This window comes from Paracoccus sp. SCSIO 75233 (genome assembly GCF_027912675.1).
Taxonomy (GTDB): domain Bacteria; phylum Pseudomonadota; class Alphaproteobacteria; order Rhodobacterales; family Rhodobacteraceae; genus Paracoccus.
The window spans coordinates 334,727-351,532 of record NZ_CP115757.1 but is presented as its reverse complement, the minus strand read 5'-3'; the positions used below and the strand labels follow the sequence as shown (position 1 = coordinate 351,532).

Annotated in this window: 14 protein-coding genes; 7 read left to right on the top strand and 7 right to left on the bottom strand. The window is 59.6% G+C overall.

Annotation, left to right across the window (positions count from 1 at the left end):
- The first annotated feature begins 30 nt into the window (after window positions 1-30).
- From PAF12_RS01760 to PAF12_RS01750, 3 genes are all read left to right on the top strand, one after another.
- Window positions 31-1,677, top strand: coding sequence for a CTP synthase (locus PAF12_RS01760; RefSeq protein WP_271108303.1), 1,647 nt, complete (start codon window positions 31-33; stop codon window positions 1,675-1,677).
- 208 nt (window positions 1,678-1,885) lie between these two features.
- Window positions 1,886-2,791 (top strand): polyphosphate kinase 2, encoded by a 906-nt coding sequence (gene ppk2, locus PAF12_RS01755; RefSeq protein WP_271108302.1) that lies wholly within the window; start codon window positions 1,886-1,888, stop codon window positions 2,789-2,791.
- 98 nt (window positions 2,792-2,889) lie between these two features.
- The gene (locus PAF12_RS01750) at window positions 2,890-3,351 is read left to right on the top strand and encodes a TerB family tellurite resistance protein (protein ID WP_271108301.1); all 462 of its coding nucleotides are present in this window, start codon (window positions 2,890-2,892) and stop codon (window positions 3,349-3,351) included.
- Between the two features lie 35 nt (window positions 3,352-3,386).
- On the opposite strand, the gene PAF12_RS01745 is transcribed toward PAF12_RS01750, so the two are convergent.
- A complete protein-coding gene (locus tag PAF12_RS01745; protein ID WP_271108300.1) occupies window positions 3,387-4,385 on the bottom strand; it encodes a serine hydrolase in 999 nt (332 codons plus the stop codon).
- A 191-nt stretch (window positions 4,386-4,576) separates the two neighbouring features.
- On the opposite strand from PAF12_RS01745, the gene PAF12_RS01740 reads away from it, so the two are divergent.
- Window positions 4,577-4,978 carry a cupin domain-containing protein gene (locus PAF12_RS01740; RefSeq protein WP_271108299.1) on the top strand — a complete coding sequence of 134 codons (402 nt, stop codon included), beginning with the start codon at window positions 4,577-4,579 and terminating at the stop codon, window positions 4,976-4,978.
- 42 nt (window positions 4,979-5,020) lie between these two features.
- On the opposite strand, the gene purU is transcribed toward PAF12_RS01740, so the two are convergent.
- The 6 genes from purU to PAF12_RS01710 form a co-directional block, all read right to left on the bottom strand.
- The gene (gene purU, locus PAF12_RS01735; protein WP_271108298.1) at window positions 5,021-5,908 is read right to left on the bottom strand and encodes a formyltetrahydrofolate deformylase; all 888 of its coding nucleotides are present in this window, start codon (window positions 5,906-5,908) and stop codon (window positions 5,021-5,023) included.
- A gap of 238 nt (window positions 5,909-6,146) precedes the next feature.
- A complete protein-coding gene (locus tag PAF12_RS01730) occupies window positions 6,147-6,650 on the bottom strand; it encodes an acetone carboxylase subunit gamma (protein WP_271108297.1) in 504 nt (167 codons plus the stop codon).
- Between the two features lie 58 nt (window positions 6,651-6,708).
- Window positions 6,709-9,018 (bottom strand): hydantoinase B/oxoprolinase family protein, encoded by a 2,310-nt coding sequence (locus tag PAF12_RS01725; RefSeq protein ID WP_271108296.1) that lies wholly within the window; start codon window positions 9,016-9,018, stop codon window positions 6,709-6,711.
- A 22-nt stretch (window positions 9,019-9,040) separates the two neighbouring features.
- Window positions 9,041-11,194: a hydantoinase/oxoprolinase family protein gene (locus PAF12_RS01720; protein WP_271108295.1), complete on the bottom strand. Its 2,154-nt coding sequence runs from the start codon at window positions 11,192-11,194 to the stop codon at window positions 9,041-9,043.
- Window positions 11,195-11,436: 242 nt separating this feature from the next.
- Window positions 11,437-13,236: a sigma-54-dependent Fis family transcriptional regulator gene (locus PAF12_RS01715; protein ID WP_271108294.1), complete on the bottom strand. Its 1,800-nt coding sequence runs from the start codon at window positions 13,234-13,236 to the stop codon at window positions 11,437-11,439.
- Window positions 13,237-13,556: 320 nt separating this feature from the next.
- Window positions 13,557-13,862, bottom strand: a complete 306-nt coding sequence (locus PAF12_RS01710; RefSeq protein ID WP_271108293.1) for a hypothetical protein — start codon at window positions 13,860-13,862, stop codon at window positions 13,557-13,559.
- On the opposite strand from PAF12_RS01710, the gene PAF12_RS01705 reads away from it, so the two are divergent.
- From PAF12_RS01705 to PAF12_RS01695, 3 genes are all read left to right on the top strand, one after another.
- Window positions 13,853-14,137, top strand: coding sequence for an abortive infection family protein (locus PAF12_RS01705; RefSeq protein WP_271108292.1), 285 nt, complete (start codon window positions 13,853-13,855; stop codon window positions 14,135-14,137). The two genes, PAF12_RS01710 and PAF12_RS01705, sit on opposite strands and share 10 nt — an antisense overlap.
- A 337-nt stretch (window positions 14,138-14,474) precedes the next feature.
- Complete coding sequence (locus PAF12_RS01700; RefSeq protein ID WP_271108291.1) at window positions 14,475-15,692, top strand: tyrosine-type recombinase/integrase; 1,218 nt, start codon at window positions 14,475-14,477, stop codon at window positions 15,690-15,692.
- Between the two features lie 306 nt (window positions 15,693-15,998).
- Entirely contained in the window at window positions 15,999-16,691 is a 693-nt protein-coding gene (locus tag PAF12_RS01695; RefSeq protein ID WP_271108290.1) for a hypothetical protein, read from the top strand.
- Window positions 16,692-16,806 lie beyond the last annotated feature (115 nt).

The following is a 16,806-nucleotide window of genomic DNA, read 5'->3' as shown; positions in this document are numbered from 1 at the left end:
AACGACGATTCGAGAACTCACGGGGGCCGTATGGCGCGTTACATTTTCATTACCGGCGGCGTTGTGTCCTCCCTCGGCAAGGGGTTGGCCTCGGCTGCGCTTGGCGCGCTGTTGCAGGCCCGGGGCTTTACCGTCAGGCTGCGCAAGCTGGACCCCTATCTGAACGTCGATCCCGGCACCATGTCGCCCTTTGAACATGGTGAGGTGTTCGTGACCGATGACGGCGCGGAAACCGATCTCGACCTCGGCCATTACGAGCGCTTCACCGGGGTTCACGCGCGCAAGACCGATTCGATTTCATCTGGCCGAATCTATTCCAACGTGCTGGAGAAAGAGCGTCGCGGCGAGTATCTCGGCAAGACCATTCAGGTCATTCCTCACGTCACAAATGAGATCAAGGATTTCATCGCCATTGGTGACGACGAGGTCGATTTCATGCTGTGCGAGATCGGCGGCACGGTCGGCGATATCGAGGGCCTGCCCTTCTTCGAGGCCATCCGCCAGTTCACCCATGAACGCCCGCGCGGCGAGTGCATCCTGATGCATCTGACGCTGCTGCCCTATCTGGCAGCAAGCGGAGAGTTGAAGACCAAGCCGACCCAGCACAGCGTCAAGGAACTGCAATCCATCGGCCTTGCGCCTGACGTACTGGTCTGCCGCTCCGAACATCCGATCCCGGAGAAGGAGCGGGCCAAGATCGCGCTGTTCTGTAACGTCCGCCCCGATGCGGTGATCCCTGCCTATGACCTGAACTCCATCTACGAGGCGCCGCTGGCCTATCATCGCGCCGGTCTGGATCAGGCGGTGCTCAACGCCTTCGCCATCAGCCCGGCCCCACGTCCCGATCTGACCCGTTGGGAAGACGTGATGGACCGGCTGACCAACACTGACGGCACGGTGAAGATCGCCATTGTCGGCAAATACACTCAGCTTGAGGACGCCTATAAATCCATTGCAGAGGCTCTGACGCATGGCGGCATGGCCAACCGCGTGAAGGTGAAATCCGACTGGATCGCCGCCGAGGATATCGAGGCCGAAGGCGGGCTACACCTTCTGGACGGCTATCACGGCATCATCGTCCCCGGCGGCTTTGGCGAACGCGGGACCGAAGGCATGATTACAGCCGCGAAATATGCGCGCGAGAAGAATGTGCCTTATCTGGGCATCTGCCTTGGCATGCAGATGGCGGTGATCGAGGCCGCGCGCAATCTGGCCGGTATCGAAGACGCAGGTTCGGAGGAGTTCGATCACGAAGCCGGCGAAACGCGGTTTACACCCATTGTCTACCACCTGAAGGAATGGGTTCAGGGCAACTACACGGTCCAGCGCTCCGTTCATGACGACAAGGGTGGAACGATGCGTCTGGGATCTTATACGGCGATCCTGAAACCGGAATCGAAGATTTCGGAAATCTATGACGGCGCGCTGGAAATCGAGGATCGCCATCGCCATCGATATGAGGTCGACAGCAGCCATATTCCCCAGCTGGAGGCGGCAGGGCTGTGTTTCTCGGGCATGTCACCGGACGGAAAACTGCCGGAGGCGATCGAATATCCCGATCACCGCTGGTTCATCGGCGTGCAGGCGCATCCGGAACTGAAGTCGAAACCTTTCGATCCCGCGCCGCTGTTTGCGGGGTTTATTGAGGCGGCGAAAGAAGGGGCGAGGCTGGTTTAATCTTCAGATATGGGGTCAGCCGGAAAATGCACACCAGAACGGTTTTGTGAAATTTTCTGCGAATAGCGAGTGACATGGCCTTCAAATCAATATCTGCGGCGGTCTGTGGATCAGCGACCTGCAAACATCGGAGGCAACGATTGATGGCCCGCTCTATATCTCTGTCACAATTACCCGTTACGTCTGTCTGACCAAGTGGAGAAATCACATGAACGACGCACCGCAGGACTGGCTTGACGCCGAACTACAGGACACGCTTGACGAGGATTACGAGATCGAGCTGGAGGACGCCGTCCTATCGCGCGAAATCAAGCAGATTTACCGTGACACCCATCCCGAGCAGATGGATCGCAAGCTGTATTTCAACGAGCTTCTGCGGTTGCAGTCGGAACTGATCAAGCTTCAGGACTGGGTCAGCCATTACAAGCAGAAAGTCGTCGTGATCTTCGAAGGTCGCGATTCGGCGGGCAAGGGCGGCGCGATCAAGCGGATTACGCAGCGGCTGAACCCTCGTGTCGCGCGGGTTGTCGCTCTGCCCGCCCCTTCGGATCGGGAGAAGAGCCAGTGGTATTTCCAGCGCTACGTCCCGCATCTTCCTGCGGGCGGCGAAATGGTTCTGTTCGACCGCAGCTGGTATAACCGCGCCGGTGTGGAGCGGGTCATGGGCTTCGCCACCGAAGATCAGGTGCAGCAGTTCTTCGACGACGTTCCGGAATTTGAACGGATGCTGGTCCGCTCTGGCATCAGGCTGGTCAAGTACTGGTTCTCGATCACCGACGAGGAACAGCAGATGCGCTTCCTCATGCGGATCCATGATCCGATGAAACAGTGGAAGCTGTCTCCGATGGATTTGCAGTCCCGCGTTCGCTGGGAAGCTTATACCAAGGCCAAAGAAGAAATGTTCGAACGCACGAATATTCCCGAAGCGCCCTGGTATATCGTTCCCGGCAACGACAAGAAACGGGCGCGGCTGAACTGTATCGCGCATCTGCTTTCGCTTATGCCGTATACGGAAGTGCCGCATGAGGACATCAAGCTGCCCGACCGGGTGTTCAACCCGGATTATGAGCGGGATGTCCTGCCACGGGATCTGTATGTTCCGCAGAAATTCTGAGCCGGGGCCTCGGCCGGGGGCAAAATAATTCGACGAAAACCGTGGCGGGCGGGGTCGTAAGGCCTTGTTCTTTGGCGCGTAGTTCGTATCATTTAACCATGTTCCGGAATCTCATTCCTCGCCTCTTTTCTCATGATGAGCCATCCGCGCCATTGCAGGGGCAGGACGCCGAGGTTGCGCTTGCTGCGCTTCTGGTGCGGGTTGCGCGGGCGGATGACCGCTACACCAAGCAGGAAGAGATGCGGATCGACCGCATTCTTGCGCGACGGCGCGGGCTTGAGATGTCGGAGGCCGCCGAACGTCGCGCTGCTGCGGAAATGATCGAGGCGGAGGCACCGGACACGGTGCGCTTCACCCGGATGATCAAGGAACGGATCGCGCTGGAAGATCGCAGCGGTGTCCTCGCCGCACTTTGGGAAGTGACCTATGCCGACGGCAATCGCGCGCCGGACGAGGAATCCATCGTCCGGCTCGTGGCGGGTCTGTTGGGGATCAGCGACCGCGACTCCGGGCTGATCCGCCAGCGCGTGATGGCCGATCTGGGCATATCGGATCGCTGAGCGGCATGGCGTGATCCGGGGCAGCGGACGCAGGCTTACACAACGCGGACGATGTCGTCGACCAACCGGCGCAGATCACCGAAATATCCGTCGCTGCGCGCTGGACGTGCCGGATCAGACGTGATCGCGATGGACAGTCCTCGCCTTGGAACCACGACGAGCATCTGCCCGCCATAGCCGCGCGCATAGGCTGAAGCCTGACCACCGAAGCGGGTGAGAAACCAGCCATACCCATACTGGTCTCCGGAGAAAGGCGAACGCGCACGCGCCTCGAAAGACCTGTTAAGCCAGCTTTCGCTGACGACGCGCTGTCCGCCCAGTTGCCCGCCATTCAGGACCATATCCCCGATCCGCGCCAGTCCAAGCGGGCTGATGGCCATGTCATTGCCACCAAGATAGCGCCCCTGCGGGTCGGCCACCCAAGGTGGGATCGCAATATCCAGCGGATTGCCCAGCCACGCCTGCGCCAGTTGAAGCAAGCTCTGACCAGAGACACGGGCGAGAGCCGCACCCAGCACATGCCAGCCGCCGGTGGAGTAGATGAAGCGTCCGCCGGGAGCGCCTTCCAGCGGTTGATTCAGCGCGTATTCGACCCAATCGCGGCTGGACACCCAGGCACCGTAATCGGCGCCGCTCGTGCTGCTCAGCCCCGCCCGCATGGTCAGCAGGTCCGCAACCGTCATTTCGTCGCGCGCATCCCCGAACGGCGCACGTCCGAGCATGGGCAGGATCCGCTGATCGGTGCTCGCAACAACGCCGCGGTCGATGGCGATCCCGGTTAGCAATGCAACAATGGTTTTCGAAACCGACTTCACATTGGCCGGACGATCAAGGGCGCGGCCACGGAAAGCTTCGGCGAAGACCCTGTTGCCGTTCTGATGGATCACCAAAGCATGAATCTGATCCAGCCGCGACGCCCCGGCCGTGACCTCAACAAGCGCCGTGGGTTGCGCGACGGCAGGGGCAATCAGAAACGGCATGGCGAGCGTGGCGCTGCCCGACGCAAGGATCGTTCTTCTGGAAATTGACGACATAAAACCGACCTGTGTTAATGAAACCAGCTACCTAGGTGGGAAGCCGTCTTGCCCCGGTTCAATAGGCGGATTGATGCAGTAGCGGGATAAGCGCTATCTGTATTGTAGCATTCTCATGAGCAGTGATTTGCGGCACGATCTGCACCTGCAACCGGAAAATCAGCAACGCCCCGTTCTGAAAGGAAAACAGCATGAAAATCACTCGCGCAGGATCGAATGGCTCGGCCAAGGGGCCGGCGGACTGGTTCACCGGCTCGGTCCGGGTCGATGGCCTGTTCAATCAGGACGCGCCCGAGCGGGTTCAGGGCGCGCATGTCACGTTCGAGCCGGGTGCGCGCACCGCGTGGCACACTCACCCGCTTGGTCAGACGCTGATCGTGACATTCGGGCGCGGTCGGGTGCAGCGGGAAAACGGGCCGATCGAGGAAATCCATCCCGGCGATGTCGTCTGGTTCGAACCCGGGGAAAAGCACTGGCATGGCGCGGCAAGCGACACCGGGATGAGCCATATCGCCATTCAGGAGGTGCAGGACGGCAAGGTTGTGACATGGCTGGAGCATGTCACCGACGCACAATATTCCGGCGGCGTATGAGCAACCACCCGGCGGACAGGCGGCGGACAATCGGCCTGCCGCCTACCCCATGCGTTCGGAAGAATACGATCCGGGCGAGGCGGGGAAAACCACGGTCTTGTTGCCGTTAAGGAAAACGCGATGGTTCGCGTGGGCATGGATGGCGCGGGCCAGCACCTGACTTTCAACATCGCGCCCGAGCGAGACGTAATCCGCAGCCGACTGGGCATGGCTGACGCGCACCGTGTCCTGTTCGATAATCGGCCCCTCGTCGAGATCGGCGGTCACATAATGCGATGTCGCGCCGATCAGCTTCACGCCCCGCTCAAAAGCCTGCTTATAGGGGTTCGCGCCCTTGAAGGACGGCAGGAACGAGTGGTGGATATTGATGATCCGCCCCGACATCTTCCGGCACATCTCGTCCGAGAGTATCTGCATATACCGCGCCAGCACGATCAGTTCCGCGCCGGTTTCCTCGACAAGCTGCATGATCTGCGCTTCCGCCTGCGCCTTGTTCTGCTTGGTGACCTTGATGCAATGGAACGGAATATCATGGTTCACCACAAGCTTCTGGTAATCCATGTGGTTTGAGATCACCGCCACGATCTCCACCGGCAGCGCCCCGATCCGCCAGCGATAAAGCAGGTCATTCAGACAATGCCCGAAGCGGGAAACCATGATGACCATTTTCATCTTCAGGCTTTCGTCATGGAAGGCGTATGTCATTTCAAACGCATCCGCGATCTGCGCAAATGCCTCGCTTAGCTCGCCCTGCTCGGCTCCGGTTTCCGGGATAAAGCTGATACGCATGAAGAACTTGCCGGTTTCCATGTCGTCGAATTGGGAGCTATCGACGATATTGCAGCCGCGCTCCGCAAGAAAGGCGGTCATCGCCGCGACGATGCCCCGCTGCGTGGGACAAGCGACGGTAAGGCAGATTTTCTTCGGCATGCGTGGTGTCCTCGAATACGTCCGGCCCTCATGGCCCGCAGGCCGCTGAGATCATTTGCAGCCTGTAGCAAAACCATTCACGCTCTGCGAGGGCAACTGTTGCGAAAGCAAATGACCCGCCCCGGAATATCCGAAGCGGGCGGTTTCACAGCCAAGCGATCTGCCGGATCATCGATGCATTACGCCAACCCCGAGAGAGACGAGGCGCGGCAGTGCAGCCGCGCCCCGGGAGCATCGCTCAGGCCGCGCGTTCCGGGATCTCCATCCCCAGCCATTCGGTGTAGAACGCGTCAATATCCGGCTCAAAATCATGTATGACGGGATACCACGGTGTCGGCGCTTCCACATCCAGCAGATCGCCGGAGGCGGGGCAGTAATATTCCCGGATCACCTGCCAGTCGGTGGTGGGCGCCATGAGGCGGGGATAAATCTCTTCCATCTCCTCGGCGGTTTCGCGCACGCGCATCACGGCGTGCAGTTTCCAGTTCTCCCGCCAGTCGCAGAATTCGTGACCGGCATGGGATTTGACCACCCATTTCTTATCCGCAGGCCGCTGCACGATGTACAGTTTCGGGCCGAGCGGCAGGATGATCTTGTCTTCCCACGGCACCTGCTCTTGCAGGATTTCGAGATACATCACAAAGCGTTCCCGGTCCTTCGGCGTGGACAGCATCGTATGCAGCGTATCCCGGTCGATTGTCCCGTCGACGAGGTCTTTGATCTTGGCTTTTGTGTAGGCCATGTTTGTCTCCTGTTGTCTGAAGGGGTGCCGCATCCGGGGACGCGGCACCCGGTCGGGATCATTCCTCGACGAACTTGACGGTTTTCACGTCGGGCAGTTCGGACAGGTCCATCGAATATTCGCGACCATAGGACGGGATCGGCAGATCCGCCTCCATCAACTGCCAATCGACGGGCAGATCCCAGAACGCGCGGAAGCCTTCTTCCCAGCGGGGGCCGAGCTTGAAGCTGGCGGCATACATCTGCTGGACATGAACGCCGGCGTCTTTCGCAAGGATACGCTCGCGCTCCTTGGCCATCCACTCCGATGTCGGGACCGCGTTCCTGAGACGGCCCTTGCGGATCGTCGCGCGAAGTTCCTCCGTCGCGGCATCGTCGGCTTCCAGCAGATCGCCCTCGCCCTTCTTCAGCACGACGCCGTAGACGGAAGCTGCGAACCGCTCCAGCAGGTAGCCGCCATTGACGTCCTCGGCCACGCGGGCTGCCTCGCGATCCAGCGGATCGCCGAAGCCCGGACCACCACGCATGTAGTTCAGATACAGGTCGTGGTCGCTGAACATCTCCTCGGTGGTGATCGCCTGCTTGTCGCGCTTGATCCCCGCCTGATTGATGAGCGCGTCGAAGGTCGGGTTCTGCGGGTCGGTATCGCCGCCGCACGGGATTTCGCCACCATTCTTGATCGCGTCCTCCAGCCCGGTGTCATGCGCCGCGAAGCGATAACCCGAGGCCGCCGGATAACCGCCCATCAGACCCCAGTCGGAGCTGATATGGCCGTTGCCCATGAAGAACATCGTCCAGTCCTTGGCGTTCCAGACCATGCGCAGCGATTCAAAGCCGCAACCGCCGCGATACTTGCCCGCACCGCCGGAGTTGGCCTTGATCTGGCGACCGAGGTAAACCAGCGGTTCCGCCAGTTCCCAGATCTCCATATCGCCCATATCACCTTCCGGGTTCCAGATGGCGGCGGCGTGGCTGATGCCGTCATCGATGGCGCTGGCACCGACCCCGTTGGCCGCACATTCGAACGAGTTCACAGCATGGATTTCGTCATACTGGTTGAACCCGCCGCCTTGCAGCCAGTTGGAGGTATTGGCATTGCCCGCATTGACCTCCTCCAGGTAGCCGCGCCCGAAATAGGACCGCGACAATCCGCGCCAAAGCGCCGTCCAGGAACTGACGAGGAAATGCCAGCTATAGGCGAAGGCCACGCGGCGGTCATCCGGGTTCATCCATGTGCCTTTGGGCAATCGGAACTCGGTGCCGTAAGCCGCGCCGTCATTGATCATCTCGGTCGGGATCAGGGTCTGGGTCATCATCACCCAGATGCCGGAGGTGAAACTGACCGAGTGGGCGTTATAGGTGTGCCAACCCCATCGGCTCGACCCCTCAAAGTCCAGACGCCATGTCCCATCTGGGCGAATGGTCATCTCGGACGGGGTGTGCATGATCGTGTCGACCTTGGCAAAGTCGGACGGCACCCGGACATCCTCATGCGCATAGGGCACATCGACGAAACCGACCTGACGATATTTGCCGGGGATGGTCATCGCCTTGATGCGGTTCTGCAACCCGACCCGGCCATGCTCGACCGCCTCATAGGCGAATTTCCAATAGGCTTCGATGCCCTCCTCGGCAATCACCTCCTCGACCAGCTTGCGGATCATGTGGCAGCCCGCGACGCGGGTCCGCTCATCCAGCATCCAGTAACGGGTGGTCCGCACCGAGCGCTGCGATTCATGCAGCCAGTCGCGGAACAGCTCGTCATTCTCGCCCACCTTGCGGCAGGTCACCGAGTAGCCGTCACCAAAGCGCTGCACCTGACCCGTGGTCATCGAGCCCGGACCGACGGCCCCGGTGTCGATCACATGGGTCACGCCACCAACCCAGCCGATCAGCTCCCCTTCATGGAAGATCGGCACGATGGTGTGGATGTCGCAGGGATGGACGTTTCCGATCAACGAGTCGTTGTTGCAGAAGATGTCCCGGTCCTTGACGCCGGGATTACTTTCCCAGTCATTCTCGATCATGTATTTGATCGCCGCACCCATGGTGCCGACATGGATGATGATCCCGGTCGAGGTGAGGATTGAATCCCCTGCCGCGTTATAGAGGGTAAAACAAAGCTCCCCCTCCTGCTCCACGATCGGGGACGCCGCGATCTTCTTGGCGGTTTCGCGGGCATCGACGACGCCGGCGCGCAGTCTTGAGAACAGCTTGTTATAAAGGATCGGGCTTTCCTTTTGCAGCGCCCTTTCCTTGAGACCGGCGTAATGGCCGGTGGTCTTGGTCTTGTCCATGACCTCGTCGCGGTGCTGCTTCAGCGTCTGGCCGCCGCGGACGATGCCCCTGATTTCCGATTGAACATTCATTTCTAGTCTCCTCCTAAGCCCGTCACACTTCTTTCAGGTGGAACAGGCGGTGGCCGTCCAGCCAGGTTTCAAAACCGCCCGGCACGACAAAGGTCGTGGCGTCGGATTCGATGATCGCCGGGCCGGTGACACGGTTGCCGGGCAGCAGTTTTTCCATCTGGTAAAGCTGCGCATCGACCCATTCGCCCTTGCGGTAGAACTTGCGGGTGCCGAGTTGCGCATCCGCAGGCGGGGTCGCGTCGCCTTCGGGTTCCTTCGGGATTTTCGGCTTGGGGATCGGCACGGTGCCGCGCATGATCGCGCCGGTGACCGAATAGCCCAGCTCAGGCGAGCGCGCTGACGCGGCATAGACCCGGCCATAGGTGTCGTTGAACGTGTCGACCAACTGGCCCCAGTCTTCTGCGGTTCCGGCGGTCTTGATCGGGCTTTCGATTTCCAGATCGTTCAACTGGCCGCGATACTGCATGCGGTAGCCGGGTTGCAGTTCGACCTGATCGCGGGTGTAGCCGTTCAGCTCGAACTCCTCCAGAACCCGTTCAGTCAGTTCCTGCCACGCATCGTTCAGCGTTTTCGCCTCGGCCGCCTGAGCGTCGGCGGATGCGTCCTCGGCGATATTGATGTCGAGCGATTTGTCGTAACGATACTCGAAATCCGCAGCCGCGCAGCCAAAGGCCGAGAAGCCAGCCGCCCAGGCCGGTACGATCACGTCCTCGAAACCCAGGCCCTCGGTATAGCCATAGGTGTGAACCGGACCGGCGCCACCATAGGAGAAGCAGGTGAAGGAGGACGGCGAGTAGCCCTTGCCCGAGATCATCGAACGCAGATAGTCGCGCAGATCGCTGTCGAGCAGTTCGATCACCCCTGCCGCAGCCTCTTCGACGCTCAGACCCAGCGGATCGGCGATCTGCTCTTTCATGGCGTCATAGGCGCGCTGACGGTCCAGCTTGACCTGACCGCCGAGGAAATTGTCGGGGTTCAGATAGCCGAGGATGACGTGGCAGTCCGAGATCGTCACCGTATCGATCCCCGAATCCGCCCAGCAGACCCCGACCCGGTAGCCCGCCGAATCCGGCCCTAGCTTGATCGCCTTGGTGTAGGGGTCCAGCCGGATAAAGCTGCCCGCGCCAGCCCCGACGGAATCGAGCCCGACCAGCGGCAGCGACAGCACCAGCCGCGCCATGTCCGGGTCGTTCTGGATCGTCAACTCGCCTTGCGTGATAAGCGCCACATCGAAGGAGGTGCCGCCGATATCCGAACAGGCGATGTTCTTGTAGCCCAGTACCTCGCCCAGATATTTCGCGCCGATCACGCCGCCAATGGGACCGGACACGATGGTCCGCGCCAGCTCTTTGGCCTTCCACGAAATCGTCCCGCCATGCGTCGCCATCACCCGGAAGTCGAATTTCGATCCGTTATCCTTGAACGCGGTCGAGATTTTCTTCAGCGTCTGGCGGCTGGGCTCGGCGGCGAAAGCCTCCAGCACCGTGGTATTGGTCCGGTGCGTTTCCTTGCGAACCGGGTAATAGTCGGTCGAGGCGAAAACCGGGATTTCCTTGCCCGCACTCGCAATCTCCTCGGCCACGATGTCGCGCACCCGGCGTTCGTGCTCGGGGTTCTTGTAGCTGTGCAGCAGCGAGATCACGATGCCTTCGACATCCTGCGCGATCAGTTCCTGCGCGGCCTGCCGGGCGGTTTCTTCGCGCAGCGGAATGACCACATCACCGAACATATCCACGCGCTCCATGACGCCACGGGTCAGATGACGCGGAACCAGCGGATCGTCGTAGTAATGCGTGTTCAGATGGATCCGGTCCTCATAGGCCATGCCCAGATAGGCCTGACAGGCGCGGCCCATACGGTGGAAATCCTCCATCCCCGCATTGACGATCAGCCCGGTCTTCAGCCCCTTGCGCTGCACCACCCGGTTCAGCATCGCGGTGCCCGAATAAACCCCGGTCTGGATGGAGCCGAGCGCCTCTTCCAGCGACAACCCCCAATGCTCCAGCCCCTCACGGCTGGATTCGATCAGACCCAGTGCCTCGTTCTGCGGCGTCGACTGCGCCTTGCCGACGACGAAATCACCTTCGTTGTCGACGAAAAATGTGTCGGTCATCGTACCGCCCGCGTCGATGCCAAGCACCTGCACGGTCCGGTCGTTCTTCCTGTCCAATGGCATGGATACTCCTCCCACTCTTGTCGCCGCCCAAATCGGCAGCGCAGGTTCAGCTTGACGTGGGCTGTGGCGAAATCCTCGTCCGATATTCGTCCGGGCCGACGGACATGCTGCGGACGCGCGATCTGGGAATTTTCAAATATTATTGTTTAATAACAATTTACTAGACATCGACACCAACAGCAAAAGCGCCCCCGCAGAAGGGTGCGGGGGCGCTTCTGAAGGAAACCCTATTTGGTGACCGATCAGCTTCTTCGCGTGCGCGGAATGCCGTAAGCGTCCAGCTTCAGATAAAGCGTCGAGCGCGCTATGCCGAGGCGCCGGGCAACGCGGGTCAGATTGCCATCCTCACGCTCAATCGCCTCGATGATCTCGGCCTGTTCCCGGTCGCGCAGCGTTTCGCCGCCTTCTGGCCGGACGGGCCGCCGGATCTCGGGCGGCAGGGATTTCTCATCGATCAGGCCGCTCATCGACAACGCATCAAGCGCGGCGATCAGATTGCCCATCTCTCGCAGGTTTCCGGGCCAGGCATAGGCGTTCAGGACCGCCATTGCGCCAGACGTGAAATTCAACTCGCGCCCACCCCCTGCCGCATGCTTGCGAACCAGCGAGCGCAGCAGTGGCGCGATCTCCTCACGCCGTTCGCGCAGCGGCGGCACATGCAGCCGGGCACCGGCGATGTGGTAATAGAGATCGCTTCGGAACTGACCGGCCTGCATCGCGGACAAGAGCGAGCGCCCCGACAGCGTGATGATCCTGACACCCGCCTCACTGGCCTGTTCCACCAAAGTCAGAAGCAACCGCTGTGCTTCAGGCGGGGTCGAGCCGGGCCCGTTGAGGCAAAGCGTGCCTTGCGGCGAAGCGAAGCCGCGGCGGGATATGCCTGCCAGATCGTCCCGAAGCCCGTCCATCGTCAGAAGCGCGCATTCCAGCAGTTCGAAATCACCCTCCGACTGGCCGCTGGCCTGATGGATCGCCCGCGCCAGATAGGTCTTGCCGGTGCCGGTCTCACCCTCGATCAGGATCGGGATACGGGTGCGCGCCAGACGCTGCGCCTGCGCACATAGCGCGCCGGTCACCGAACCGATCCGACCGATTTCACCAAGCTCGGCCCCGGCCGCTATCGGCCTGCGGCTGCCACGGCGCAGAGACAGCATGACGCCGATAGCCTCACCATGCCTTGAAACGACCTCCATTTCGGTATTCGGCAGACAACCACCAAGCGCCTCGACGATGGCGTCGGGACGCTGGTCGATCAGCTGCGGCACCCGTGCGCGCAATGTGCTGAGCGCCTCGTCATCCTCGCAGAAGCGCGCGAAATCCGGTGACGACAACACATCCGCGCCGCTGCGATCCATGACCAGGACCGGCTCGCCCCCGCGACGCAGGCTGGACATCTGCAACCTCTCCATCAGCAGCTCGCGTTCCCGCGCCAGCCGCCGGGTCAGATCCGATTCAACCTGAGCCGCAAGCGCCGCCGAAAGCGCCGCCGCGCTGGCCTGCCGGAGCCCGCTGCGCCACGATATATCGAGCACCCCCAGCAATTCACCCGTCGCCGGGTCAGCGATCGGGGTCGCGGCACAGCTCCAGCGCTGGATCTCCTCGCAATAATGTTCCGCCGCTGTGATCAACACGGGGCGCCGCATGTGGATCGCGGTGCCAATGGCATTCGTCCCCATGACCTCCTCGCTCCAGTCGCCACCGAGATGGAGATGGTTTTCCCGGCCCCGGTCCAGCGTCTCGGCATCGCCCACGGCATCCAGCACCACGCCGCTTCTGTCGCATAAAAGCAGAATATTGCTGCTTCCATCCAGCAGGACGCCAGCCCGTCGCAAAGCGGTTCGCGCACTGTTGCGCAGCCGTCTGGCCTGCGCACGCTGGGTCAGCAGCGCCTGTTCCGCAAGCTGCGGTGCCTGCTTCAGACTTGGCTGGCCGCGTCCCGTGCATCGCTGCCAACTGGCCAGTATCTCGCGCCGGATATTCGCTGGCGCGCGGCCCGAAATGACATAGGCTTCCCAATCATCCTTCGTAATGCTGTGAGGCAAAGCAAACTCCCCCCGATCCGTGACGTCGCCCTCCCCCAGAGCGGTCAGTCATCGGCGCATCGGGCTGATACGATCAGCCCTAAATGCGGCCATTTCAACTATATAGCTGAAATTCCGTTCGGCGTCTGTCCGATTTTCGGACGGCTCGACCTGATGAGCCAAACAAGCAGGGCCTCGTTTCCTGCCGAGTTTAGTTAAGATCGGGACATGTTCGCACAGCCTGCAAGGCGTTCTGATCGCGGGCATACCAGCCTGCGTCGCGCAGAAGATTTGATGCGGCATGCGCCTGACGCGCATGACCGCTGATTATGCACGCCGCGTCAGATTTGCGGCTGATCCCCTGCCGGATTGGTGGTTGCATCCTCGCCGACATCCCCGTGCCGACCGCGCAGGACGAGATATGTCACACCAGCCGCGACGAAGGTTGCAGGGGCGGAGAATGTCGCAGCCGCACCACCGGCGAAATGCAGCACCAGCCCCACGCCGGACCCGATCAGCCAGGCGCCCAGCCCGGCGGGATTGACCGCGCGGCTGTGGTTGAGAAGACGCCGGATATCCTCAGCGCTCCGCTCATTCCCGCGTTCACCGATGATATGCACCATTGCAATCGCAACCCATGCGACCACGAAGATACCCTGATAGGCGAGCGCCTGAGGATATATTCAAAGACATTGGCCAGCATCAGGACATTGCCTCAAACGATCTGAAAAAGATTGCATCAGGGCTGAACAGTATCGTGGACGGCACAATGTTCCTGAGAAACAAGAAAAGCGCGTCACACGGGCGCACAGAGGCGCAAATCAAAGCGAATGAACTACGCCCGCGTCATGCCCGGTTGGTTATCCATTCTGCACATACGCTCGCGACCTATGTGCTGGAATGCATGGCTGGCACATCGTAGGGCACGAGACGATTCCGGCTCGTAGAAAAAATTGGTCAGAATGGTTGGCCAGAATGGTCAGAAAGCCTTCCCGGAAACTTCCGGTATCTTGCTGAATTTTAAGGTAAAATCAGGAAAAACAGAATTACTGGTGGAGCCAAGGGGAGAGGAAGATCGTCGGACATAAGGCGATAACGCTATTGAATAAAATGATTTTTTGGGAAAACAGGTGGGGAAGAAGTGTGGGGAACCCCGTGGCCGACTACATCGAGAAGCGCAAACGGCGCTGGTACTTTGTCCTAGACATTCCGAAGAAGCTTAGACCGTTTTATGATGGCAAAGACGTATAGTTCGGTCCTTGGAAACTGACAGCCGGTCCGAGGCAGTCATTCGCGCCAAGCCTCTTGCGGCAACGTATCTGAGCGAGTTCGAAGCCTATAGAACCGGAAGGTCGCCACTCGATATGGACTTTTCCGCGACGGCGATGGAATGGCGGCAGGATTATTTGGGCACCAAGCCGGGCACCGAAGACCGTATGGACTATGACGACGCCCTTGAGGATCATGCCGTCGCGCTTGCGAGAAAGGACCCCGAACTGGCAGATCGTCTTCGTGGGCTGGTACGCGGTGAGTTCATCCTCACGACGGAACATCTTGATGCGTATTTCAACGTTTACAGCGATCAGGTCACGGCAAAGACAGCAGACATGCGACGGTCGGATATTCAAGAGTTCGCCGGAAAGTTCCCAACCACCGACAAGATTACCAAGAAACATGTTAAGCGCTGGGCAACCGAGCTTGAAGCAACCGGCCTCAAGCGGGCAACAATCACGCGCAAGCTTGGAGCCCTCAGGGGGTATTGGCGCTTCATGCAGGACAGAGAGATCATAGATCGAGACGATAACCCCTTTGCCGATGTGCTTGGGCACCAATCGAAAAGCCAAGGCAAGAGTCAAAGCGACAGTTGGGTTCCGTTCAGCGATGTAGACGTTCTCAAGCTCCTTCGGCATGTTCAAGGCGCCCGTAAGCCGGATCAGCAGTTGGCAGACCTTATCAGGCTAGGCATGTGGACAGGTTGCCGAATTGAAGAGCTCTGTATGTTGAGGGTCGAGAATGTGTCGGAACGCAGCCTGAAAATCATAGAAGCAAAAACCCAGAAGGGAATACGCGAGATCCCCATTCACGCTTCGCTTGCGCCAACGCTCGAACGGCTCTGCCGCGATAGCAAAGACGGCTATGTACTGTCTGGCCTCGAAACCGATAAATACGGACAGCGTTCTGGGGCGATAGGGAAGAGGTTCGGACGACTGAAGCAGGATCACGGCTTTGGACGTTCGCATGTGTTTCACAGCATCCGAAAGACAGTTGTGACGATCCTTGAGAACGCGGAGGTGCCTGAGGGTGTCGTTGCCGATATTGTCGGGCATGAAAAGAAGACGATCACCTTTGGTCTGTACTCGGGGGGATCGTCGCTGGAACGCAAGGCGGAGGCTCTTGCTCACCTGAAATACGCAGGGTGGACCTTGGAGGATGCGAACCCGACAATCTCCGGCAGCCCCCCGATGGCTGCGGAGTAGCGTTTGATAGCGGCGATACCTACCGCAAAATCGAATGCCGCAATCGGCAGGAACCGCGTTCGAAGAAAACCCGAACCTCAACCAAACAACGAATAACAACCCATAAACCCGCCTCGATTTTTGAAGTCGGTTGGGATGAACCCATACCCCCCTTTGGGTCCCTTTTGGATTTTTAACGACAGGCTTGCGGGTCGGATAGTCTCACAATTAAGTCAGCTTTGCTGTCTTAATTAGACCTTCCATCACCGCCATTAGACCCTGCCTTGTCCGGACACACCAAGAGTCACGCAGCTTCAGCAGCAGGTGTTGGACATCAAGCGTATTTATCAGGCGCATCGTTTCGAGGGCAAGGATCCGCCCGAGATATATCGCTGCTTCAACAACGCAGACGCAGACAACTTCGATTTCAACAAGGGCGGGCGTCTCTATGGGAAGTTTCAAGAGATGTCACGGAATGACCGACAGAAAATCAGGATCGATGGTGAGCCTGTGACTGAGCTGGACCTCAAGGCATCCCATCTGAGCATTCTCTATGCGTGGATACACAACGCCATACCAGAACGGGACCCGTATGTTTTCGAGGGATTGCCGCGACCCGTCGTCAAACTCGTCATCACCGCAATGATTGGCAAAGGCGAAAATTATCTCAACAGATGGCCCCAGAAAGGCAGACAGGAGCTGAGCGCGCAACTCAAACTAACACCACAGCAGTTCAGCCGAAAATACCCGATCCAAGAGGTCCAAAAGAGAATCCTGAAACGACACAGTGTCCTGCACCAGCTGGAACCCGGAACGCTGGATTGGGCGGACCTTCAGTTCACCGAAAGCAAGGTGCTTATTGGTGCCATTCTCCGTCTGGGCAAGGAGCATGACATTGCAGCCCTTCCCGTCCATGACAGCCTCATTGTCCGGCAGGATCAGGCAGAGCTGGCAGAGCAGATGTTTTCGGACAGCTTCTTGAAGATCGTCGGCACGACACCCACTATAACAAGGAAGTAGGCTGGAAAGCCTCCATTGGATCGATTCAGTCCAAAGGAGCCCCCTAGGCCCTCCTATCCCCCTCTCTACTATATATGGTGGTAAACCACAGTTGCTTGGGAAGAGCTCAGGGAAG